The sequence below is a fragment of the Streptomyces sp. NPDC026092 genome (assembly GCF_040638605.1).
Taxonomy (GTDB): domain Bacteria; phylum Actinomycetota; class Actinomycetes; order Streptomycetales; family Streptomycetaceae; genus Streptomyces.
Map to the genome: position 1 here is coordinate 151,450 of NZ_JBEZYN010000006.1, position 19,385 is coordinate 170,834.

At 71.2% G+C, this 19,385-nt stretch carries 24 protein-coding genes; 11 read left to right on the plus strand and 13 right to left on the minus strand.

Annotated features, from left to right (window positions below):
* Position 1: 1 nt before the first annotated feature.
* Positions 2-2,746, minus strand: coding sequence for an FAD-binding and (Fe-S)-binding domain-containing protein (locus tag AB0F56_RS12025; RefSeq protein WP_362007272.1), 2,745 nt, complete (start codon positions 2,744-2,746; stop codon positions 2-4).
* A 50-nt stretch (positions 2,747-2,796) separates the two neighbouring features.
* Between AB0F56_RS12025 and serC the strand changes: the two genes are divergently transcribed.
* Positions 2,797-3,915 (plus strand): phosphoserine transaminase, encoded by a 1,119-nt coding sequence (gene serC, locus AB0F56_RS12030; protein WP_362007274.1) that lies wholly within the window; start codon positions 2,797-2,799, stop codon positions 3,913-3,915.
* 75 nt (positions 3,916-3,990) lie between these two features.
* On the opposite strand, the gene AB0F56_RS12035 is transcribed toward serC, so the two are convergent.
* From AB0F56_RS12035 to AB0F56_RS12045, 3 genes are all read right to left on the minus strand, one after another.
* The gene (locus AB0F56_RS12035; RefSeq protein WP_362007276.1) at positions 3,991-4,356 is read right to left on the minus strand and encodes a hypothetical protein; all 366 of its coding nucleotides are present in this window, start codon (positions 4,354-4,356) and stop codon (positions 3,991-3,993) included.
* Between the two features lie 69 nt (positions 4,357-4,425).
* Positions 4,426-5,265: an ABC transporter permease gene (locus AB0F56_RS12040; RefSeq protein WP_362007277.1), complete on the minus strand. Its 840-nt coding sequence runs from the start codon at positions 5,263-5,265 to the stop codon at positions 4,426-4,428.
* Positions 5,262-6,323: an ATP-binding cassette domain-containing protein gene (locus AB0F56_RS12045; RefSeq protein WP_362007280.1), complete on the minus strand. Its 1,062-nt coding sequence runs from the start codon at positions 6,321-6,323 to the stop codon at positions 5,262-5,264. The genes AB0F56_RS12040 and AB0F56_RS12045 overlap by 4 nt, the downstream gene beginning before the upstream one ends.
* A 76-nt stretch (positions 6,324-6,399) precedes the next feature.
* On the opposite strand from AB0F56_RS12045, the gene AB0F56_RS12050 reads away from it, so the two are divergent.
* Positions 6,400-7,188 (plus strand): TetR/AcrR family transcriptional regulator, encoded by a 789-nt coding sequence (locus AB0F56_RS12050; protein ID WP_362007283.1) that lies wholly within the window; start codon positions 6,400-6,402, stop codon positions 7,186-7,188.
* A 9-nt stretch (positions 7,189-7,197) separates the two neighbouring features.
* On the opposite strand, the gene AB0F56_RS12055 is transcribed toward AB0F56_RS12050, so the two are convergent.
* Positions 7,198-8,211: a WD40 repeat domain-containing protein gene (locus tag AB0F56_RS12055; RefSeq protein WP_362007286.1), complete on the minus strand. Its 1,014-nt coding sequence runs from the start codon at positions 8,209-8,211 to the stop codon at positions 7,198-7,200.
* A gap of 166 nt (positions 8,212-8,377) precedes the next feature.
* Here AB0F56_RS12055 and AB0F56_RS12060 point away from each other — a divergent pair, with 166 nt between their 5' ends.
* From AB0F56_RS12060 to AB0F56_RS12075, 4 genes are all read left to right on the plus strand, one after another.
* The gene (locus AB0F56_RS12060) at positions 8,378-8,782 is read left to right on the plus strand and encodes a DUF6083 domain-containing protein (RefSeq protein WP_362007289.1); all 405 of its coding nucleotides are present in this window, start codon (positions 8,378-8,380) and stop codon (positions 8,780-8,782) included.
* A gap of 7 nt (positions 8,783-8,789) precedes the next feature.
* Positions 8,790-9,494, plus strand: coding sequence for a GDSL-type esterase/lipase family protein (locus AB0F56_RS12065; RefSeq protein WP_362007292.1), 705 nt, complete (start codon positions 8,790-8,792; stop codon positions 9,492-9,494).
* Between the two features lie 114 nt (positions 9,495-9,608).
* Positions 9,609-10,130 carry a hypothetical protein gene (locus AB0F56_RS12070; protein WP_362007294.1) on the plus strand — a complete coding sequence of 174 codons (522 nt, stop codon included), beginning with the start codon at positions 9,609-9,611 and terminating at the stop codon, positions 10,128-10,130.
* 75 nt (positions 10,131-10,205) lie between these two features.
* Positions 10,206-10,733: a hypothetical protein gene (locus tag AB0F56_RS12075; protein ID WP_362007296.1), complete on the plus strand. Its 528-nt coding sequence runs from the start codon at positions 10,206-10,208 to the stop codon at positions 10,731-10,733.
* Positions 10,734-10,754: 21 nt separating this feature from the next.
* On the opposite strand, the gene AB0F56_RS12080 is transcribed toward AB0F56_RS12075, so the two are convergent.
* Entirely contained in the window at positions 10,755-11,225 is a 471-nt protein-coding gene (locus AB0F56_RS12080; protein WP_362007298.1) for a carboxymuconolactone decarboxylase, read from the minus strand.
* A gap of 35 nt (positions 11,226-11,260) precedes the next feature.
* On the opposite strand from AB0F56_RS12080, the gene AB0F56_RS12085 reads away from it, so the two are divergent.
* A complete protein-coding gene (locus AB0F56_RS12085) occupies positions 11,261-11,821 on the plus strand; it encodes a MarR family winged helix-turn-helix transcriptional regulator (RefSeq protein ID WP_362007301.1) in 561 nt (186 codons plus the stop codon).
* 34 nt (positions 11,822-11,855) lie between these two features.
* On the opposite strand, the gene AB0F56_RS12090 is transcribed toward AB0F56_RS12085, so the two are convergent.
* The 3 genes from AB0F56_RS12090 to AB0F56_RS12100 form a co-directional block, all read right to left on the minus strand.
* Positions 11,856-12,098, minus strand: coding sequence for a hypothetical protein (locus tag AB0F56_RS12090; RefSeq protein ID WP_362007303.1), 243 nt, complete (start codon positions 12,096-12,098; stop codon positions 11,856-11,858).
* Positions 12,098-12,301 (minus strand): hypothetical protein, encoded by a 204-nt coding sequence (locus tag AB0F56_RS12095; RefSeq protein ID WP_362007306.1) that lies wholly within the window; start codon positions 12,299-12,301, stop codon positions 12,098-12,100. Before AB0F56_RS12095 ends, AB0F56_RS12090 begins: the two co-directional genes overlap by 1 nt.
* A gap of 62 nt (positions 12,302-12,363) precedes the next feature.
* The gene (locus AB0F56_RS12100) at positions 12,364-12,831 is read right to left on the minus strand and encodes a DUF5753 domain-containing protein (protein WP_362007309.1); all 468 of its coding nucleotides are present in this window, start codon (positions 12,829-12,831) and stop codon (positions 12,364-12,366) included.
* A gap of 219 nt (positions 12,832-13,050) precedes the next feature.
* On the opposite strand from AB0F56_RS12100, the gene AB0F56_RS12105 reads away from it, so the two are divergent.
* A complete protein-coding gene (locus tag AB0F56_RS12105) occupies positions 13,051-14,040 on the plus strand; it encodes an aldo/keto reductase (protein WP_362007311.1) in 990 nt (329 codons plus the stop codon).
* Positions 14,041-14,175: 135 nt separating this feature from the next.
* Here AB0F56_RS12105 and thpR read toward each other — a convergent pair whose 3' ends face one another.
* The gene (gene thpR, locus AB0F56_RS12110) at positions 14,176-14,757 is read right to left on the minus strand and encodes an RNA 2',3'-cyclic phosphodiesterase (protein ID WP_362007313.1); all 582 of its coding nucleotides are present in this window, start codon (positions 14,755-14,757) and stop codon (positions 14,176-14,178) included.
* Positions 14,758-14,790: 33 nt separating this feature from the next.
* On the opposite strand from thpR, the gene AB0F56_RS12115 reads away from it, so the two are divergent.
* Positions 14,791-15,300: a GNAT family N-acetyltransferase gene (locus tag AB0F56_RS12115; protein WP_362007315.1), complete on the plus strand. Its 510-nt coding sequence runs from the start codon at positions 14,791-14,793 to the stop codon at positions 15,298-15,300.
* Positions 15,301-15,359: 59 nt separating this feature from the next.
* Here the strand turns inward: AB0F56_RS12115 and AB0F56_RS12120 are convergent, their stop codons facing one another.
* Complete coding sequence (locus AB0F56_RS12120) at positions 15,360-16,697, minus strand: MFS transporter (protein WP_362007318.1); 1,338 nt, start codon at positions 16,695-16,697, stop codon at positions 15,360-15,362.
* A gap of 27 nt (positions 16,698-16,724) precedes the next feature.
* The gene (locus tag AB0F56_RS12125) at positions 16,725-17,168 is read right to left on the minus strand and encodes a MarR family transcriptional regulator (RefSeq protein WP_362007321.1); all 444 of its coding nucleotides are present in this window, start codon (positions 17,166-17,168) and stop codon (positions 16,725-16,727) included.
* Between the two features lie 132 nt (positions 17,169-17,300).
* Between AB0F56_RS12125 and AB0F56_RS12130 the strand changes: the two genes are divergently transcribed.
* On the plus strand, positions 17,301-17,513 hold the full coding sequence (locus AB0F56_RS12130) for a ribbon-helix-helix protein, CopG family (protein ID WP_362007323.1): 213 nt from the start codon (positions 17,301-17,303) through the stop codon (positions 17,511-17,513).
* A 3-nt stretch (positions 17,514-17,516) separates the two neighbouring features.
* On the opposite strand, the gene AB0F56_RS12135 is transcribed toward AB0F56_RS12130, so the two are convergent.
* Positions 17,517-18,941, minus strand: coding sequence for an NCS2 family permease (locus tag AB0F56_RS12135; protein WP_362007872.1), 1,425 nt, complete (start codon positions 18,939-18,941; stop codon positions 17,517-17,519).
* A gap of 167 nt (positions 18,942-19,108) precedes the next feature.
* Here AB0F56_RS12135 and AB0F56_RS12140 point away from each other — a divergent pair, with 167 nt between their 5' ends.
* A complete protein-coding gene (locus AB0F56_RS12140; protein ID WP_362007326.1) occupies positions 19,109-19,375 on the plus strand; it encodes a DUF2530 domain-containing protein in 267 nt (88 codons plus the stop codon).
* The last annotated feature ends 10 nt before the right edge of the window (positions 19,376-19,385 follow it).

Below are 19,385 nucleotides of genomic sequence, written 5' to 3' on the forward strand. Positions count from 1 at the left end.
GTTAATCCGGCTGGATCGCCTCCGCCAGGACTTCCGCGATATGCCTGGCCCGCCGCCCCGCCAGGTCGTCGAGCTGCGTACGGCAGGAGAACCCGTCGGCCAGAAGCACCGCGTTCTCGTCCGCCGCCCGCACCGCCGGGAGCAGCTGGTCCTCCGCGCAGGCCACCGAGACCTCGTAATGGCCGGGCTCGAAGCCGAAGTTGCCCGCGAGACCGCAGCAACCCCCGCTCAACTCGCCCTCCAGGCCCATCCGTTCACGCAACCGCCGATCCGGCTCGTCTCCCAGGACGGCGTGCTGGTGGCAGTGGGTCTGGCCGACCACCGGGTGGTCGAGGCGCGGCGGCTCCCACTCGGGTGCGAACTCCTCCAGGGCCTCCGCGAAGGTCCGTACCGACGAGGCCAGCGTCCGCGCACGCGGGTCGTCGGGGAGGAGTTCCAGGAGGTCCGTCCGCAGGGTCGCCGCGCAGGAGGGTTCGAGGACGACCACGGGATGGCCGAGCTGGGGCTCCATCACGTCCAGGGTCCCGCTCATCACCTTCCTGGCCCGGTCCAGCTGGCCCGTCGACACGTACGTGAGCCCGCAGCACACCCGCCCCGGCGGCAGCCCCACCCGTACGCCCGCCGACTCCAGGACCCGTACCGCCGAACGCCCCACCTGTGGCGCCAGGTGGTTCGTGAAGGTGTCCGGCCACAGCCACACGTCCGACGCCGTCTCCAGACGCGTACCGAACCACGACACGAACGTCCGCGACGCCACCCTCGGCAGCTCCCGCTCCGGCGCGACCCCCGCGAAACGCGAAGGGAAGACCCGCGCCAGGTTCAGCGCCGGGCCGAAGAGACGGAGCCACTCCGGCAGCCTCCCCATCGTCACGTGCGACCACGGCCGCCGCCGCCCCGCGTAGTGGCGGTCCAGGAAGCGCGCCTTGTACGCGGCCATGTCCACGCCCACCGGGCAGTCGCTCCTGCAGCCCTTGCACGACAGGCACAGGTCGAGCGCCTCCCGCACCTCCTCCGAGCGCCAGCCGTCCGTGATCACCTCACCGAGCGCCATCTCGTGCAGCAGCCGCGCCCGGCCCCGCGTCGAGTGCCGCTCCTCCCCCGTCGCACGGTACGAAGGACACATCACCCCCGGCCCCGACGTCGGCCCCTCCACCCGGCACTTCGCGACCCCCACGCACCGCGCGACCTCCCGCGCCTCCACCGGCAGCCCCTTGAACCGCAGCCCCTCGTCGAGGCGCCCCGGCCGCACCAGCATCCCCGGGTTCAGGCCGCCCTCCGGGTCCCAGAGGTCCTTCACCGCACCGAACAGACCGACCAGCTCCGGGCCGTACATCCTCGGCAGCAGCTCCGCCCGCGCCCGCCCGTCCCCGTGCTCCCCCGACAACGAGCCCCCGTGCGCCACCACCAGGTCCGCCACCGCCTCCGAGAACTCCCGGAACCGGCCCACGCCCGCCGCCGAGTAGAGGTCGAAGTCGATACGGACATGGACGCAGCCGTCGCCGAAGTGGCCGTACGGAGTCCCCCGCAGGCCGTACTCCGTCAACAGGGCGCGGAACTCGCGCAGGTACGATCCGAGCCGCGCCGGAGGCACCGCGCAGTCCTCCCACCCGGGCCAGGCCTCCACCCCGTCCGGCATCCGCGTCGCCGTCCCGGCCGCGTCCTCCCGGATCCGCCACAGCGCCCGCTGCCCGGCCGGGTCGACGACGACAGCCGCGTCCAGCACGTCCGCCGAAGCCGACGCCACCAGCTCCCGCGCCGCCCCCTCCCCGTCCACCTCCACGAACAGCCAGGCACCCCCGCGCGGCAGCCCCGCACGCGCGTCCCGCACCAGGTCCGCCGCCATCCCCTCCACCGTCAGCGGGCCCAGCGGCAGCAGCCCCGCCACCGCGTCGGCCGCCGCGCTCTCGTCCGCGTACCCGAGGACCACCAGGACCGGCGCGGCCGGCAGCTCCACCAGCCGTACCGTCGCCTCCGTCACCACCCCCAGCGTCCCCTCGCTCCCGCAGAGCAGCCGGGCCACGTCCCCGCCCCGCTCCGGCAGCAGCGCGTCGAGCGCGTAGCCGGAGATCCGGCGCGGCAGCCCCTCCGGGTACCCGGTCCGCAGCAGCGCCAGGTTCCCTTCCACCAGCTCCCGCAGCCCCGCCGGTGCGCCCTGCCAGTCCCGGCCGAGGGCGAGGGACGAGCCCCCGTACGTATGGACGTCCAGGCCCAGGACGTTGTCGGCCGTCGTCCCCCACGCCACCGAGTGCGCACCGCACGCGTTGTTGCCGATCATGCCGCCGAGCGTGCAGCGGCTGTGCGTGGACGGGTCCGGGCCGAAGGTCAGGCCGTACGGGCGCACCGCGTCCCGCAGCCGGTCCAGGACGAGCCCCGGCTGGACGACCGCCGTCCGCGCCTCCCGGTCGACCGAGACGACCGCGCGCATGTGGCGGGTGAAGTCCAGGACCACGCCCGTCCCCGTCGCCTGCCCCGCGATCGACGTGCCGCCGCCCCGTGCCACCACCGGCACCCGGTGCTCCCGACAGACCGCGAGCGCCGCCGCCACGTCGTCGGCGTCCCGGGGCGCGACCACCCCCACCGGCACCCGTCGGTAGTTGGACGCGTCCATCGTCGTCAGGGCTCTCGCCGTGGCGCCGAAGTCCACGTCACCCGCCACGGCCGCGCGCAGCGCCGCCTCGAGATCCGACCGCTCCTGGTGCCCGTGGTGTTTTCGCACAAGGTCAGGATGTCTCACCTGGCGTCTCATCCGGCGGACATCGTCGGCCGTGTGCGGTGCGACCCGATACGCTCCGCCTCGTGGCTGAGATCCAGATTCCCGCTGACATCAAGCCCGCCGACGGCCGTTTCGGCGCGGGCCCCTCCAAGGTGCGTACGGAGGCGCTGGACGCCCTGGCCGCCACCGGCACCTCCCTGCTCGGCACGTCCCACCGCCAGGCTCCGGTCAAGAACCTGGTCGGCGAGGTACGGGCCGGCGTGCGCGACCTCTTCTCGCTGCCCGAGGGCTACGAGGTGATCCTGGGCAACGGCGGCTCCACCGCCTTCTGGGACATCGCGACCCACGGGCTCATCGAGTCGAAGTCGCAGCACCTCACCTTCGGCGAGTTCTCCTCCAAGTTCGCGAAGGCCGCGAAGCTGGCCCCCTGGCTGGCCGAGCCGACCGTGATCTCCGCCGACCCGGGCACCCACCCGGAGCCGGTGGCCGAGGCGGGCGTCGACGTGTACGCGTACACGCACAACGAGACCTCGACCGGTGTCGCGGCCCCGGTCAAGCGGGTCGCGGGCGCCGACGAGGGCGCGCTCGTCCTGGTCGACGCGACCTCCGGCGCGGGCGGCCTGCCGGTCGACATCGCCGAGTCGGACGTCTACTACTTCGCCCCGCAGAAGTCCTTCGCCGCCGACGGCGGCCTGTGGCTGGCGGCCTTCTCCCCGGCGGCCCTGGAGCGCGCGGCCCGCATCCACGCGTCCGGCCGGCACATCCCGGAGTTCTTCTCGCTCCCGACGGCGATCGACAACTCGCTGAAGAACCAGACGTACAACACCCCGGCGCTCTCGACCCTCTTCCTGCTCAACGAGCAGCTGAAGTGGATCAACGGCCAGGGCGGTCTGGACTGGGCCGTGGCCCGGACGAAGGAGTCCTCCCAGGCGCTGTACACCTGGGCCGAGGAGTCCAAGTACGCGACGCCGTTCGTCACGGACCCGGCCAAGCGCTCGCAGGTCATCGGCACGATCGACTTCTCGGACGACATCGACGCGGCCGCCGTCGCCAAGGTGCTGCGCGCCAACGGCATCGTGGACACCGAGCCGTACCGCAAGCTGGGCCGCAACCAGCTGCGGATCGCGATGTTCCCGGCGATCGACCCGGCGGACGTGCGGGCCCTGACGGCCTGCGTGGACTACGTGATCGAGAAGCTGTAACCCCTGGGTGTACGAAGGGCCCGGCATCGGACATGGTCGATGCCGGGCCCTTCGCCGTACCGGCCGCCGAGCGGCTCAGCCCGTCTGCGCCTTGACGTGGTCGATGACCTCGCCGAACTCGACGGTCGGCGAGAACTCCACGACGTCGACGTCCTCCACGGCTTCGGGGGCGTGACCGGGCCCCCAGTAGTAGGCCTGTCCGGCCTCGTAGAACTCCTCACCCGAAGCGGTCCGCATCCTGATCCGACCGCTCAGCAGGTAACCCCAGTGGGGGCACTGGCACAGGTCGTCCTGGAGGCCCTTGAGCGCCGGCGCCATGTCGGTGCCCTTGGGAAGGTGGATGAAGGCGACGGTCATGTCGCCCCCGGCCTCCGTCATGCGGAAGTCCAGGCCACCGCCTTCCATGGCGACAGGAGTGTTCTCGCGAGTGAATCCCGGCATGGTTCCTCCAGGCGTTTTCCGGTCCCTTTCCAGTTTCGACCCGGCCTCGCCCCCGGTCGAGACGGGGAGTCAGCGGCTGAGGCGCTGGAAGCGGCGCACCGCCAGCGGGAGGAAGACCGCCGTCAGGAGCAGCGGCCAGAGAACGGCCATCAGGAGCGCGTGCTGCTCCACCCAGCTCCCGCCGCCCGCGCCCGGGTTGCCGAACAGCTCGCGGGTGGCCGCGACCGTCGAGGAGATCGGGTTCCAGGCCGCGACGGGGGCCAGCCAGCCCGGCATCAGGGACGGGGCCACGTACACGCTGGAGATCATGGTGATCGGGAAGATCACCGCGTAGAGCGCGCCGGCGGTCTCCGTGTTCGGGACGATCAGCCCGCACCAGACGCCCACCCAGATGAGGCTGAACCGCAGCAGGAGCAGCAGGGCGAACGCGAGCAGCGTGCCGCCGACGCCGCCGTCCGAGGTCCAGCCGATGGCGAGCGCGGTGGCGGCGAGGATGGCGAGTTCGGCGGAGGCGACCAGCAGGTCGGACAGGCCGCGGCCGGTGGCGACGGCGGAGGGCGCCATCGGCATGGACCGGAACCGGTCCATGACCCCCTTGCCGGAGTCGGAGACGACGGCGGTCGCGGTGTTCATGAGGCCGAAGGTCATCGTCATGGTGAACATCCCCGGCATGAGGAAGTCCTTGTAGTCGCCGCCGCCCGGCACGCGCATCGCGCTGCCGAAGACGAAGCCGTAGAGGAGGACGGAGACGATCGGGAAGCCGAGCTGCCAGAGGATGGCGACGGGCTGGCGGCGGTAGTTGAGCAGGGTGCGGAGGACGAGGGTGGCGCAGTCGGCCAGCGCCCAGTAGGCGCGGCCGCGAGTGGCGGCCGGGGTCCGGGTCCGGTCCGCCGTGGCGGCGGTCGTCATGCGGCTGCGGCTCCTTGGGTGTCGGGGCGGGGGGCGCCCGGTTCGTCGGGGGTGCCGTCCGCGCTCGGGCGGCCCGTCAGGGTCAGGAAGACGTCGTCCAGGCTGGGGCGGCGCAGGCCGAGGTCCTCGACGGCGATCCGTTCGTCCCGCAGGGTGCGCGCGACCTCGGTGAGTGCGGCGACCCGGTCGGTGACCGGGGCGTGGACGCGCCGGTCGTCCTCGTCCACGGCGGGTTCGGCCGCCGCGACCCGGGCGAGGACCTTCCGTACGGCCGGCAGGTCGGCGGCCTCGGCGGCCACGACCTCGATCCGGTCGCCGCCGACCCGGTTCTTCAGGCCGTCGGGGGTGTCGTCGGCGATGGCCCGGCCCCGGTCCATGACGGTGATCCGGGAGGCGAGCCGGTCGGCCTCGTCGAGGTACTGCGTGGTGAGCAGCACCGTCGTACCGCCCGCGACCAGGGCGCGTACGGCGTCCCAGACCTCGCCCCGGCCGCGCGGGTCGAGGCCCGTCGTCGGCTCGTCCAGGAAGAGGACGTCGGGCGTGAGGATCATCGAGGCGGCCAGGTCGAGGCGGCGGCGCATCCCGCCGCTGTAGGTACCCGCGTTCCGGTCGGCGGCCTCGGTGAGCTGGAAGCGGTCGAGGAGTTCGCCTGCGCGGATGCGGGCGCGGCGGGCGCCCAGGTGGAAGAGGCGGCCGAAGATCTCCAGGTTCTGCCGGCCGCTGATGCCCTCGTCCACGGCGGCGTACTGGCCGGCGAGCCCGATGCGGGCGCGGACCCCGCGCGGATCGCGGGCGACGTCGATCCCGGCGACCTCGGCACGGCCGCCGTCGGCCTTCAGGAGCGTGGCGAGGACGCGTACGGCGGTGGTCTTGCCGGCGCCGTTGGGGCCGAGGAGGCCGTGGACGGTGCCGGGCCGGACGGCGAGGTCGAAGCCGTCGAGGGCGAGGGTGGTGCCGGCGCTCTTGCCGCTCCCGCCCTTGCCGGTCGCGGCCTTGCCGCTCCTGCCCTTGCCGTAGTGCTTGCGCAGGCCCTCGACGAGGACCGCGTTCTTGTACATGGAAACCTCCGCTCGGCGAAACTGAGTACACCGTACCCGAATCAGAGTACGCCGTACCCAGTTTTAAGGTGAGCCCATGAGTGAGGCCATGAAGCGCGCGACGACGAGCAGCAGCCTGGATCTCCTGTGGGGTACGGGTGAGCGCCCCAGCCGCGGCCCCAAGCCGGGCCTCACCCTCGACCGGATCGTCACGGCCGCCGTCGGCGTCGCCGACGCGGAGGGTCTGGACGCCGTCTCCATGCGGCGCGTGGCCACGGAGCTCGGCGTGGGGACGATGTCGCTCTACCGGTACGTCCCGGGCAAGACGGAGCTGCTCGACCTGATGCTCGACCGCGTGCAGGGCGAGTCCTACGAGGACGACCCGCAGGTCCCGACCCACTGGCGGGACACGGTCGAGCAGCTCGCGCGCTCGTACCGCGAGCTCTACCAGGCCCACCCCTGGCTCCTGAAGGTCAACCAGGCCCGCTCGGTCCTCGGCCCGAGCGCGCTGCGCGGCCTCGAACTCTGCCTCTCGGGCCTGAAGGGGCCGCACGGGATGGGGCTGAGCGACCCGGAGACCATCGGCGTGATCGTCACCGTGCAGAGCTATGTCGCCGGCATCGCGCGGATGGAGAGCCAGGCCGCCGAGGCCGCGCAGGAGACGGGCGTGAGCGACGAGGAGTTCTGGACGGGCCAACAGCCCTTCCTGGAGCGGGCGATGGCCTCGGGCGACTACCCGCTGATGGCGGCGCTCGCCGAGGACACCTTCGCCCGCGACTTCGACCACTTCACGTTCGGCCTCGACCGCCTCCTCGACGGCTTCGAAGCCCTCGTCGGCGGCCGAAGCGCCGGCGCCGGCGGCCGACGGGGCGGCGCCGGCGGCTGAGGGGCGGCGTCAGCGGCCGCGACGCAGGAGGCGCTTCCCGCCGATGACGATCGCGGTCGCGATGCCGAGGACGATCACGCCGACGGTGAAGTTGCCGCGCTCCTCGGGGGTCGTGCCCGAATCCTTCGACCCTTCCTTCGCCCCGTCCTTCGCCGGCGACGAGCCCGGGGCCTTCTCCGCCGGGCGGTCGGCCTCGGGCAGCTCCACCCGGACGACACCGCTCTTCGCGCCCTCCGAGCCGAACATCAGCGCCGAGCCGTCCTTCGTGTACGTCGCCGACTCCGCCTGCCCCTGGAACGGCGCCCCCACGCTCGTACCGTCGTCCCCGAGGCGGCCGTCCTTCCACGCGTACTCCTTGGCACTGAAGTAGCCGCGCAGCAGCAGCCGGTCGCCGTCCGGCGAGAACGCGCCGTCGGTCACCCACGGCACGTCGTCGACGCGCCGGAAGACGTTCGTACCGGAGGTGGAGAGCCGCTCAGGGCCCGCGTAGAGGCCACCGGTGTTCTCGTTCTTGCTGGCGATGTAGACCCGGCCGGTCTTCGGGTGGACCATCAGCGCCTCGGCGTTGCGCGGGCCGTCGGCGTACTCCACGTCGTACTGCTTCGCCGTCACCGTCTGGTTCCTGAGCTGCTTCGGCTCGGGGAAGCGGTAGATCCAGACGTGGTCCCAGGTGCCGTCCTTGTTGTCGCCGATGTCGCCGACGTAGATGTCGCCGTCCGGGCCGACGGAGATCGCCTCCATGTCGCGGGGCGTGCCGACGCCCTTCATGGTGAGCGTCGCGACGGTCTCGCCGGTACGGGAGTCGATGCCGTAGATCAGCGGGGCGTCCTGGTCGTTGTGGGTCCAGTAGACGCCCGGGTGGGCGTGGCTGGCGGCGAGGCCGCTGGACTCCGTGATCCGGGGGTCCTTGATCGTGAAGTCCTGGTCCGCCCCGTCGGCGGCGAACGCGACGGGCCCCGGGAGCAGGACGCCCGAGAGGAGGACGAGAGCGGCGGCCCCGGAGGCACCCAGCAGTGATCGCATACCGTCCAGCCTGCCACGGCTCCGGGAATCTCCGGGATGGACCGCCGCCGGTCGGACGACGTTCGGTCGTCCACTCGTTCGGGGGGTGTTCCCCGCTTTTCGGATCACCCGACTCCTCGTCGGCGTTGACTGCGTGGAACACGCACGATGGGGAGGTTCAGGCGGTATGGGTGATCCGGTGCTCGTGGGGGAGGTCCTGTCCGGGATGGCTCCGCTGGACGCGGGCGTACCGACGCAGCCCGACAGCGGGGTGGCGGCCTGTGGTCGGTGCGGCGCGCGCGCCGACTGGCACCGCACGGTCCGGGGCAAGTGGATGCTGCTCGAGGTCGGAGAGTGGCCGGTCGGATCCGTCCCGGCGGGCAGACGCTGGCGCGTCGCGGGCGACGGGACGGCGGTCAACCTCGGCAACGCCCAGCCGTCCGACACCTGCCGGATCTGCCACTTCGACGTGTGCCCGTCACAGCCCGCACCACCCACCGGCTCCCCCACCCTGCACGCCCTGTGGCGCGAGCACGCCCGCCGCCGGGGTGGCCGGGATCACGTCGCAGCTCCCGGGAGGCCTCCGGGATGATGTGACCATGCGTTTCATGTTCGTCGGCGACAGCTGCACCATCGGACGGGCCGGCGACCACACCTGGCGCTACCGGATGTGGCAGCACCTCGAAGCGACGCTGCCCGGGCGGTACGAGATCGTCGGCCCGCGCACCGAGCTGTACGACTCCGGCGCCGACGCGCCCCTCTCACACGACTACGCCGACCCCGGCTTCCCCGCGCCCGCGCGCCGGCACCTGGCCGGCTGGGGCGAGGGGTGGCTGCACATGGCGCCGCTGATCGGCGAGACGGTCACGGCGACCGGGGCGGACGTGCTCCTGGTCTCCCTCGGCCTGATAGACCTCGGCTTCTACACGAACAGCTCCCAGACCGCCGACAACGTACGCGCCTTCGTCGCGGCCGCCCGCGCCGCGAACCCGCACGTCCGGTTCGTCGTCATGCCGGTCATCCCGAACGTCCGCGCCACCTACGACGCGCCCTTCGCCGCGGAGTGCGAGCGCTTCAACGAGCTGCTCGCGAAGGCCGTCGCCGACCTGGACACGGCCGCGTCGCCGCTGCTCCTGGCGACGACACCGGAGTCGTACGACCTCGACACCGACACCTACGACGGCACCCACCCAGGCCCGTCGGGCGAGCACAAACTGGCGGCCGCGTTCAGCTCGGCGATGCACCAGGCGTGGGGGCTCGGGGCCCCGTACGGAGGTCCGCTGACAGGGCGCCGGGCGAACTGACAGGTCCCGCGCGCGGCTGTCAGGCGACGGTCGGCGGGGTGTCAGCGCGGTTCGGCACCGTCTTCCTCGTAAGGGAACGACGACACGCCACCGAACCGCAGGAGACGAACCCCGATGAACGCCAGCTTCGCCGCCGTCATGCAGATCCTCATCGCCCTCGCCTTCGTCAGCATCCCGATCGTCCGGGCCCGCTTCGGCCCGGCGGCGCTGACCGCCGCCGACCGTGAGCTGGACCGCCAGGGCATCCGCCCCGGCGTCCTCGCCGAGAACGACATCTCCTTCGACGCCAGCGGCCACGAGACATGGGCCCCGGTCTCCGTCGCCGTCGTCATGACCGCGCTCGCCGCCCTCAACTTCGCGGGCAACGACTGGGGTCAGACGCTGACCTGGATCTTCCAGTCGCTCGTCATCGTCATGAACGGCCTGATCCTCTACAGCAACCTGACCGCCGTCTCCTCCGTCCGGACCGCCTTCGAGCGCAAGGGCGACCCCGAGCTGACCCGCATCGACGTCCCCGCCTTCCTCAAGGCAGCCGAGAACGCCTTCCCGGGCTGGGTCCGGATCCAGCAGAACATCCGCCACGCGATCGTCTTCTGCGGCTCGGCCCTGGCGCTGGTGACGATCGCCGTCGCCTGACCGACATACAGGCCCCACTCCACCCCACTCGACCCACTCCCTCCCCCCCCCACAGACTGAGGATCGACGATCACCATGCAGCTCTCCACCACCCTCGCCGCCTCCCTCCAACTCCTTCTCGCCGCCACCTTCTTCGTCATCCCGGTCGTCGCCTGGTTCCGCGGCGGCGGCGCCCAGCGGGCCGCCGAGGCCGAGATGGCCCGCCAGGGCCACGGGGCCGAGGTCCTCGCCCGGCACGGCATCGCGTTCAAGGAGAAGGCCTGGGAGTTCGCCCTCGCGCTCGGCATCGGCGTGACGATGACCGCCCTCGGCGCGCTCACCCTCACCGGCAGCGACCTCGGCCGCACCCTCTCCTTCGTCGTCGAGCCGCTCGTCCTCCTCATCGTCGGCTTCATCACCGCCGGCCAGGTCTTCGCCACCCGCTACACCGAGGCGGCCTTCGCCAGGTCCGAGGACGCGGCGGTCCGCGCCATCGACGCCAGGGCGGTGATCGCCGCCGCCGGCTCCGCGCTCCCGAACTGGCTGCGCCCGGTGGTCCTGACCCGCTTCGCACTGGCCACGCTCGGCTCGGTCCTGGTGCTCATCGCTCTGATCCTCCTGTGACGCTCACCCAGCTCACACGGCTCAGGCCGAGCGGGTCAGCCGGTTCGCCATGGTGGACAGGGTGTAGGCACCGATGCCGAGGACGACCTCCAGGGCGTTCTGGCGGGTGTAACCCCAACCGAAGAAACTCTCCAGATCCTCGTCGCTCACAGCTCCGGCAGCGGCGAGGATCTGGTGCGTGAACTGCCGTATCCCTTCCAGGCGTTCGGGCTCGGGGGCCGGTCCCAGCGAGGCGAGCTTCCCCTCGTGGAGCCGGATGCAGAGATGACACTGGTTGCGTACGGCGACCGTCAGGATCACCGTCTCGCGCGCGTGCGGGTCGAGTGTCGTGTCCTCGAACATCGCGCTCAGCTTCAGGAAGCCGTCCAGCGCGTGCGGGGACTCGGCCATACGGGCCACTGCCTGCGGCAGGTGCCCCCAGGCCCCGGCGACGCGCTCCATGGAGCGGCGGGAGGCGGCGGGGGCGGTCTCAAGGGTGTGATCGACGAACAAGGCGACTCCAGGGGGAAGAGGATAGAATCGACAACATGGTTGACCATGCGCACGAGAGAAACGTAAACCAGGTTGTCGATTCAGGCAAGGGCGAATCCGTGGGATCCGCGGGATCCGCCGATTCCGTGCCGGGATTCGAGCTCCCCCTCCTCCTCTTCGCCGGCTTCCGCACCCTCATCGACCGGCTCCACGCCGAACTCGCCCGCCAGGGCCACCCCGACCTCCGCCCCGCGCACGGCTTCGCGCTCCAGGCCATCGCCGCCGGCGGACCCCGGGGCGCGACGGCCAGCGACATCGGGCGCCACCTCGGTGTCTCCAAGCAGGCGGCCGGGAAGACCGTCGACCGCCTCCTCGCCGTCGGCTACGCCGAACGCGCCGACGACCCCACCGACGCCCGCCGCAAGCTCGTCCGCCTGACCCCGCACGGCCTCGACGCGCTCGCCCGCTCGGCCGCGATCTTCGACGAACTGCGCGCGGAGTGGACGCGGACCCTGGGCACCGCACGCGTACGAGACCTGGAGACCGCCCTCCGCCAGGTAGTCCCGCCGGAGACCACGTACCGCCTGGACGCCACAAGCTGGCTCGGCGGCACGTGAACCCGACCGGCGCGACCAGGCGCCCCGCCGCCCCTCAGCGCGATGGGGACCCTTCCTCCTCCGAGCGGACCACCACGGCGAAGGAGGTGCACACACGCCGGAAGCCTCCGTGTCCGCTCAGGCCGGTGTGGCTCATGCACTCCACGTCCACCGCCGCGCCGTCGGTAGACGGCTTCGCCGCCCAGCCGCACCGCAGACACTCCGCCTCGAACGTCACGTCCGTGTCCGGGTGCCGCGTGATCCGGTGCTCCACGTACCGCAGGATCGTGCCCGCCATCAACGGGCCCCGTGCGCTTGCCGCAGGTGTGCCCGCAGAGCCACGTTCACGTCCGACACCTTCGAGTAGTCCCCCATCGACCACGCGTTGGCCCGCTTCACCGCGAGCCCCAGGCACTCACGACAGCCCGAGACCGCCTCGGGCTGCTCCAGAGGAAGGGACACCTGCACCGGTCCCGCCATCGTCGTCTTCGGTGTGCTCATGGCGGGGATGCTTCCGCAGAACGGGCGCCCCATCGCGTGTGAGTCGCGTGGTGGGGTAAAGATCAAGAACGACAGGCCGCGGCCCATTCGGAGAGTCGCTCCCTGGCGTCCTCGCCGAAGAGGGCTCGGCTCTCGTATCCCGCCAACTCGTCGAGGTACCCGCGGATATCGCGGTCGTCCCGCAGAACAATGCTTCCGGAGGTCGTCTCGATGGTGACGAGTGAACCGTCATAGATGGTGAAGGTGTTCAGGGGGACTCTGGGCGTCGGTAGCCCGATGGGGATCAGTCCGATACTCACATTCGGCAGGTACGACAGAGATGCCAGCCGGTCCATCTGCTCGGCCAGCGCGAGCGGGGCCACGACGGGCCAGCGCACCGCCTGTTCGGCAAGGATGAACGTAAACCGCTTCGAGGCGTCGTACAGGACGGCTTGCCGCTCCAGCTTGCCCGCCACGGCCTTGCTCGTATCCGCCGGCGAGTGGGCCAGGCTGGCACGCACATATTCAGGAGTGGCCAGCAAGCCGGTCACTCGCCGTTCCCATTCCCGTTTCCGGTGAGTCGGGTCAGTTCCTCACGAGCCATGTGAGCCCCCTGGTTCGCGGCCCGGTCGGGGCCGGCCACCAAGACCGTACGGAGCAGCGCCGTCGGTCGTCCATGCACGGACGCGACTATGCGCGTTGCCGCATAAAGAGGCCCCCCGCGGAACCCCCTTGCCTGAAGCGCGCTCCAAGGGCTTGGCTTGGGGACCATGAAGTACACGCAGCTCGGACGCACCGGACTCAAGGTCAGCCGACTCGTCCTCGGCACGATGAACTTCGGCCCGCAGACGGACGAGGCCGACAGCCACGCGATCATGGACGCCGCGCTCGCCGCGGGCATCAACTTCTTCGACACGGCCAATGTCTACGGGTGGGGTGAGAACAAGGGCCGTACCGAGGAGATCATCGGCAGCTGGTTCGCCCAGGGCGGCGGCCGGCGTGAGAAGACCGTCCTCGCCACCAAGGTCTACGGCTCCATGTCCCGCGAGGGCGACACCTGGCCCAACGAGGACAAGCTCTCCGCCCTCAACATCCGCCGCGCCGTCGACGCCTCCCTCAAGCGGCTCGGCACCGACTACATCGACGTCTACCAGTTCCACCACATCGACCGCCTGACCCCCTTCGAGGAGATCTGGCAGGCGATCGACGTCCTGATCCAGCAGGGCAAGATCCTCTACGCCGCCTCCTCCAACTTCCCCGGCTACAAGATCGCCCAGGCCAACGAGGCCGCCGCCCGGCGCGGCATGGTCGGTCTCGTGAGCGAGCAGTGCCTGTACAACCTCTTCGAGCGGCGCGCCGAGATGGAGGTGCTGCCGGCCGCGCAGGAGTACGGCCTCGGGATCATCCCCTGGTCCCCGCTGCACGGCGGGCTGCTCGGCGGCGTCATCAAGAAGCAGGAGGCGGGTGGCCGGCGCGCGAGCGGGCGGGCCGCCGACGTCCTCGCCGACGCGTCCTCACGCGCCAAGATCCAGGCGTACGAGGACCTGCTGGAGAAGCACGGTCTCGAACCGGGCGAGGTGGGCCTCGCCTGGCTGCTCACCCGGCCCCAGGTGACCGGCCCCATCGTCGGGCCGCGCACGGCGGAGCAGCTGGAGGGCGCGCTGCGCGCCGTCGAGCTGGAGCTCTCGGAGGAGGTACTGACCGGCCTCGACGAGATCTTCCCCGGCCCGGGCCCCTCTCCGGAGGCCTTCGCCTGGTAGGCGGGCAGAGTCGCCGTCGTCGCGTGCTCGGCCGGGCTACTGGCCGAGCACCGACGACACGGCGACGATCGCGAACATCAGCACGAGCACACCGGCCATGATCCGGTTACGAGTCTTCGGGTCCACACGACGAGGTTAACCCGGAGGCTCCCCCGGCCCGCCCAGGGGCCATGTGCCGACCGTCTCGTAGCGGGGCTGCTCCCCCGGTACGCCGCCGGTCGGGAGGTTGCTGCGGACGAGGGCGAGCTCGGAGACCTGCCAGCGGGTGCCCTCGAACGGGGCCATCGCGTCGACGAACGGGCGCAGGTCGACGCCGTCGCGGGAACGGGCGACCGTCAGGTGGGCCTGGTAGCGGCGGTGCTCGTCCATCGGGACGCCCGCGCGGCGGGCGGCCGCGTCGGCACGTTCGGCGAGCAGCCGCATCCCGTCGAGGTCGCCCGCGGCGCCCGTCCAGAGCACCGCCCGGCCGAAGTGGCCGCCGCCGTGCAGCCGCAGGCCGAACGGGTCCGTGCGGTGGGCGGCGCGGGCGAGCCGCGCGTGGAGGTCGGGGAGCAGCTCCTCGTCGACCTCCCCCATGAACGCGAGCGTGAAGTGCCAGCCGGGCCGGGAGGTCCAGCGCAGCGCGTCGGCACCGGGCAGGTGGTTCACGCGGTCCAGGACCCCGGCGAGTTCGGTCAGCTGCTCCTTGGGCGGCAGAACGGCCGCGAAAAGCCTCATGGGTCGAGTCTGGCAGCGGCTAACGTCGGCCGGATGGAGATCACCATCAGGAAGGGCGGGGCGGACGACGTTCCCGCGATACTCGCGCTGCTCGACAGCGCCGTCGTCTGGCTGAACGGCAAGGGCATCACCGACCAGTGGGGCACCCGGCCGTGGTCCGCCAGTGAGAAGTCGGTGCGCCGGGTCGGGGAGATCGTGGCCGAGGGCACCCCGTGGATCGCCGAGATCGACGGCGTACCGGCGGGCACGCTGACCCTGACCCCGCACCCGGCGCCGTACGTCGCGCCGGCGGACGAGCCCGAGGTGTACGTCCACATCCTGGCGACCGACGCCCGCTTCCACGGCCGCGGCGTGGGCGCGGCGCTGCTCGCGCACGCGGTGGAGGAGACCCGCCGCCAGGGCCTCTCGCTGCTGCGCGTGGACTGCTTCGCGGGCAGCGAGGGGCGGCTGGTGGAGTACTACGAGCGCCAGGGCTTCCGGAGGACGGAGTCCTTCACGGTGGGCGACGGCTGGCCGGGGCAGGTGCTGGAACAGCGGGTGTGAGGCGCGGGAGTGGGCGGCGGGCGTAGGGAGTCACACCCCGCCCGCCGCCCGCCCAAGGGCTACGCCGCCGTCGCCAGCCTCTCCCGCGGGACGAAGCGGACCCTCGGGTGGCCGTGGTGCCAGCCCAGGGCCATCTTCAGGCCGCCGACCCTGGCCAGGATCAGGCCGATCGTGCCCGCCGCGACGAGTGAGACCAGGCCGCCCGTCGCGAAGCCGACTCTCGGGCCGTACGTGTCCGTGATCCAGCCGAGCAGCGGCGCGCCGAACGGCGTACCGCCCGCGAAGACCATCATGTAGAGGCTCATGACCCGGCCCCGCATCGCCGGGTCCGTCGCGAGCTGGACGGCCGAGTTGGCGGTGATGTTGACCGTGAGGCCGAACATGCCGATCGGCACGAGCAGCAGCGCGAACAGCCAGAAGGCCGGCGAGAGCGCCGCCGTGATCTCCAGGACGCCGAAGACGACGGCCGCGACCACCAGCGTCCGCAGCCGGGTGGAGCCGCGTCGCGCCGCGAAGAGCGCGCCCGCGAGGGAGCCGGCCGCCAGGAGCGTGTTCAGGAAGCCGTACGTCCCCGCGCCCACGTGGAAGATCTCCTCGGAGAACGCGGTGAGCCAGATCGGGAAGTTGAAGCCGAACGTGCCGATGAAGCCCACGAGGACGATCGGCCAGATCAGCTCCGGCCGCCCGGCGACGTACCGCAGGCCCTCTCTCAGCTGGCCCTTGCCGCGCGGTGCGCGCTCCACCTTGTGGAACTCGGCGGGGCGCATCAGCAGCAGGCCGGTGAGCGGGGCGAGGAAGAACAGTCCGTTGAGGAGGAAGGACCAGCCGCTGCCGATCGTGGCGATCAGCAGACCGGCGACGGCGGGGCCGACGAGCCGGGCGGACTGGAAGTTCGCGGAGTTCAGCGAGACGGCGTTGCGGAGCTGGTCCGGGCCGACCATTTCGGAGACGAAGGACTGCCGGGTCGGGTTGTCGACGACGGTGACCATGCCGAGCAGGAAGGCGACCAGGTAGACGTGCCAGACCTGGATGTGGCCGGAGAGCGTCAGGACGGCGAGCGCGAGTCCGCAGAGGCCGAGGGCGGCCTGGGTGATCAGGAGGATCTGCCGCTTCGGGTAGCGGTCGGCGAGGACTCCGCCGTACAGGCCGAAGAGGAGCATCGGGAGGAACTGGAGCGCCGTCGTGATGCCGACGGCGGTGGCGGAGCCGGTGAGGCTCAGGACCAGCCAGTCCTGGGTGATACGGGCCATCCAGGTGCCGGTGTTGGAGACGATGGCACCGGTGAAGAACAGCCGGTAGTTGCGTATGCGGAGTGAGGAGAAGGTTTCTCCCCGCCCGCGGGTGTGGGTAGCGGGTTTGTGGACGGGTGCGGAGTCTGCTCCGGGTCCCGTACTCAAAGTGCGTCGCCTCCTCGGCGTAGGGGTCTAGAGGTGGGCGAGCTTCTCCAGGACGGGGGCGGCGGCGCGGAGCTTGGCCCATTCGTCCTCGTCCAGGCCGTCGGCGAGGGTGGCCAGCCAGGCGTTCCGCTTGCGGCGGGACTCTTCGAGCATGGCTTCGGCCCGCTCGGTCTGGCTGACGACCTTCTGCCTGCGGTCGTCGGGGTGAGGCTCGAGCCGGACCAGTCCCTTGGCTTCGAGCAGCGCGACGATGCGGGTCATCGACGGCGGCTGCACGTGCTCCTTGCGGGCCAGCTCACCGGGGGTGGCGTGGCCGCAGAGGGCGAGGGTGCCGAGGACCGACATCTCGGTCGGGCTCAGCGATTCGTCGACGCGCTGGTGCTTGAGTCGTCGGCTGAGGCGCATGACGGCGGAGCGGAGCGCGTTCACGGCGGCGGCGTCGTCGGCGGTGCCGTGGGACAGGTCAGGCATGGTCCTTAGCGTAACTCATTAGACGGTCTAAATACCATTCGGAATGCCGCCGACCGAATCTGTCACCCAAACGAGTGAGAAGTATTCGGAAAGTGACGCACCGGGCCTGTCTGTGCCGCGACCCTGACGGGCATGGGATCGACCGTGCTCAGCCTGCGCATCGACGGTGAGCTGCTCGACCGTCTCAAGGGACACGCCGCCAAACGCGGAATGAGCGTCCAGGACTATGTGGTCCGGACGCTCATCCGCGATGACTTCGACGAACGGTTCAAGTCGGCCGTCGACGAGACGGAGAAGTTCTACGGGCTGCAGGAGAAGCCCGCGGACACCGCTCCTACCGCCTGAGGGTCACGTGAGGCCCAGCGCCGGCATCGCGTAGTAGAAGACGAAGACCGCCGAGACGACGTACATCGCCACCGGGACCTCACGACCCCGGCCGGCCGCGAGCCGCAGCACGCTGAACGCGATGAAGCCGATGCCGATGCCGTTCGTGATGGAGTACGTGAACGGCATCATCACCATCGCCAGGAACGCCGGCACCGCGATGGTGAAGTCGCTCCAGTCGATCTCCTTGACCGAACCGGCCAGGATCAGGAAGCCGACCGCGAGCAGCGCGGGCGTCGCGGCCTGGGACGGGACCATCGTCGCGAGCGGCGTGAGGAACAGCGCCACCGAGAACAGCGCGCCGGTGACCACCGAGGCGAGGCCGGTACGGGCTCCCTCGCCGACGCCCGCCGTCGACTCCACGAAGCACGTGGTGGCGGAGGACGAGGTCGCGCCGCCGGAGGCGACCGCCAGGCCGTCGACGAGCAGGACCTTGTTGATGCCGGGGAAGTTGCCGTCCTTGTCCATCAGCTTCGCCTCGTCGCCGACGCCGAGGATGGTGCCCATCGCGTCGAAGAAGCAGGACAGCAGCACGGTGAAGACGAAGAGGACGCCGGTCAGCATGCCGACCTTGTCGAAGCCGCCGAAGAGGCTCACCTGGCCGACGAGCCCGAAGTCGGGCGAGGCCACCGGGTTGCCGGGCCAGGTCGGGGTGGTCAGACCCCAGGACGGGACGGTCGCGACCGCGTTGATCACCATCGCGACGATCGTCATCACGACGATGGAGATGAGGATCGCGCCCGGCACCTTGCGGATGATCAGCGCGAGCGTGAGCAGCGTGCCGAGGACGAAGACCAGGACCGGCCAGCCGGTGAGGTGACCGTCGGCGCCGAGCTGGAGCGGGACGGTGGTGTGCGCGGCGTCGGGGATACGGGAGACGAAGCCCGAGTCGACGAGGCCGATGAGCATGATGAAGAGGCCGATGCCGATCGCGATGCCCTTGCGCAGGCCGACCGGGACCGCGTTCATCACGCGCTCGCGCAGCCCGGTCGCGACGAGCAGCATCACGACGATGCCGGCGAGGACGACCATGCCCATGGCGTCCGGCCAGGACATCCGGGGCGCGAGCTGGAGCGCGACGACCGTGTTGACGCCGAGACCGGCCGCGAGGGCGATCGGGACGTTGCCGATGACGCCCATGAGGAGCGTCGAGAAGGCCGCGGTGAGCACGGTCGCGGTGACGAGCTGGCCGCTGTCGAGCTGGTGCCCGTACATGTCCTTGGCGCTGCCGAGGATGATCGGGTTCAGCACGATGATGTAGGCCATCGCGAAGAAGGTGGCGAAACCGCCGCGGACCTCGCGGGCGACGGTGGAACCGCGCTCGGAGATCTTGAAGAAGCGGTCGAGTCCTCCGGAGGGCGGAGTGCGGTCCTCGGGGGACGGGGGCATGGCCTTGGCGGCGGCCGTGGTGCTCATGGGGGTTCCTCGTGGGGTTGAGATTGGCGGTTCATACGAAGGAAACCCGCCAGAAGCAAACCGTTTCAGTATGAACACATGAACGAGCGAGCGTCCATCTCCGCGCGTAGACCCTCGGAAACGACGCCTAGACTGACCGCATGGCGAAGTGGACCCCCAAGCACGAGGCACCCGAGCCCCTGGAGGGGCCGGTCGTCGCCACCATCACGGGCGGCACGATCCTCTGGTTCGTGCTCTTCCTCGTCCAGGTCCCCTTCTACGGCTGGTTCGACGACCGCGACCTGACCTGGTGGGTCTGGACGTGCCTGGCCGGCGCGGGCCTCGGGCTGATCGGCATCTGGTACGTACGGAAGCGGGACGCGGCGATCAAGCGCGCGGAGGCGGCGAAGGACACGCCCGCGTCGTAGGGCGGTCGTG

Excerpts from the sequence above, each read along its gene's own strand:
- AB0F56_RS12095 (WP_362007306.1), bottom strand. The coding sequence starts at position 12,301 with ATGAGCACACCGAAGACGACGATGGCGGGACCGGTGCAGGTGTCCCTT.
- AB0F56_RS12055 (WP_362007286.1), bottom strand. The coding sequence starts at position 8,211 with ATGCGATCACTGCTGGGTGCCTCCGGGGCCGCCGCTCTCGTCCTCCTC.
- AB0F56_RS12135 (WP_362007872.1), bottom strand. The coding sequence starts at position 18,941 with ATGCCCCCGTCCCCCGAGGACCGCACTCCGCCCTCCGGAGGACTCGAC.
- AB0F56_RS12035 (WP_362007276.1), bottom strand. The coding sequence starts at position 4,356 with ATGCCGGGATTCACTCGCGAGAACACTCCTGTCGCCATGGAAGGCGGT.
- AB0F56_RS12045 (WP_362007280.1), bottom strand. The coding sequence starts at position 6,323 with ATGTACAAGAACGCGGTCCTCGTCGAGGGCCTGCGCAAGCACTACGGC.
- AB0F56_RS12105 (WP_362007311.1), top strand. The coding sequence starts at position 13,051 with ATGAAGTACACGCAGCTCGGACGCACCGGACTCAAGGTCAGCCGACTC.
- AB0F56_RS12050 (WP_362007283.1), top strand. The coding sequence starts at position 6,400 with ATGAGTGAGGCCATGAAGCGCGCGACGACGAGCAGCAGCCTGGATCTC.
- AB0F56_RS12065 (WP_362007292.1), top strand. The coding sequence starts at position 8,790 with ATGCGTTTCATGTTCGTCGGCGACAGCTGCACCATCGGACGGGCCGGC.
- AB0F56_RS12060 (WP_362007289.1), top strand. The coding sequence starts at position 8,378 with ATGGGTGATCCGGTGCTCGTGGGGGAGGTCCTGTCCGGGATGGCTCCG.
- AB0F56_RS12070 (WP_362007294.1), top strand. The coding sequence starts at position 9,609 with ATGAACGCCAGCTTCGCCGCCGTCATGCAGATCCTCATCGCCCTCGCC.
- AB0F56_RS12140 (WP_362007326.1), top strand. The coding sequence starts at position 19,109 with ATGGCGAAGTGGACCCCCAAGCACGAGGCACCCGAGCCCCTGGAGGGG.
- AB0F56_RS12085 (WP_362007301.1), top strand. The coding sequence starts at position 11,261 with ATGGTTGACCATGCGCACGAGAGAAACGTAAACCAGGTTGTCGATTCA.
- AB0F56_RS12115 (WP_362007315.1), top strand. The coding sequence starts at position 14,791 with ATGGAGATCACCATCAGGAAGGGCGGGGCGGACGACGTTCCCGCGATA.
- thpR (WP_362007313.1), bottom strand. The coding sequence starts at position 14,757 with ATGAGGCTTTTCGCGGCCGTTCTGCCGCCCAAGGAGCAGCTGACCGAA.
- AB0F56_RS12090 (WP_362007303.1), bottom strand. The coding sequence starts at position 12,098 with ATGGCGGGCACGATCCTGCGGTACGTGGAGCACCGGATCACGCGGCAC.
- AB0F56_RS12075 (WP_362007296.1), top strand. The coding sequence starts at position 10,206 with ATGCAGCTCTCCACCACCCTCGCCGCCTCCCTCCAACTCCTTCTCGCC.
- AB0F56_RS12025 (WP_362007272.1), bottom strand. The coding sequence starts at position 2,746 with ATGAGACGCCAGGTGAGACATCCTGACCTTGTGCGAAAACACCACGGG.
- AB0F56_RS12040 (WP_362007277.1), bottom strand. The coding sequence starts at position 5,265 with ATGACGACCGCCGCCACGGCGGACCGGACCCGGACCCCGGCCGCCACT.
- AB0F56_RS12125 (WP_362007321.1), bottom strand. The coding sequence starts at position 17,168 with ATGCCTGACCTGTCCCACGGCACCGCCGACGACGCCGCCGCCGTGAAC.
- AB0F56_RS12130 (WP_362007323.1), top strand. The coding sequence starts at position 17,301 with ATGGGATCGACCGTGCTCAGCCTGCGCATCGACGGTGAGCTGCTCGAC.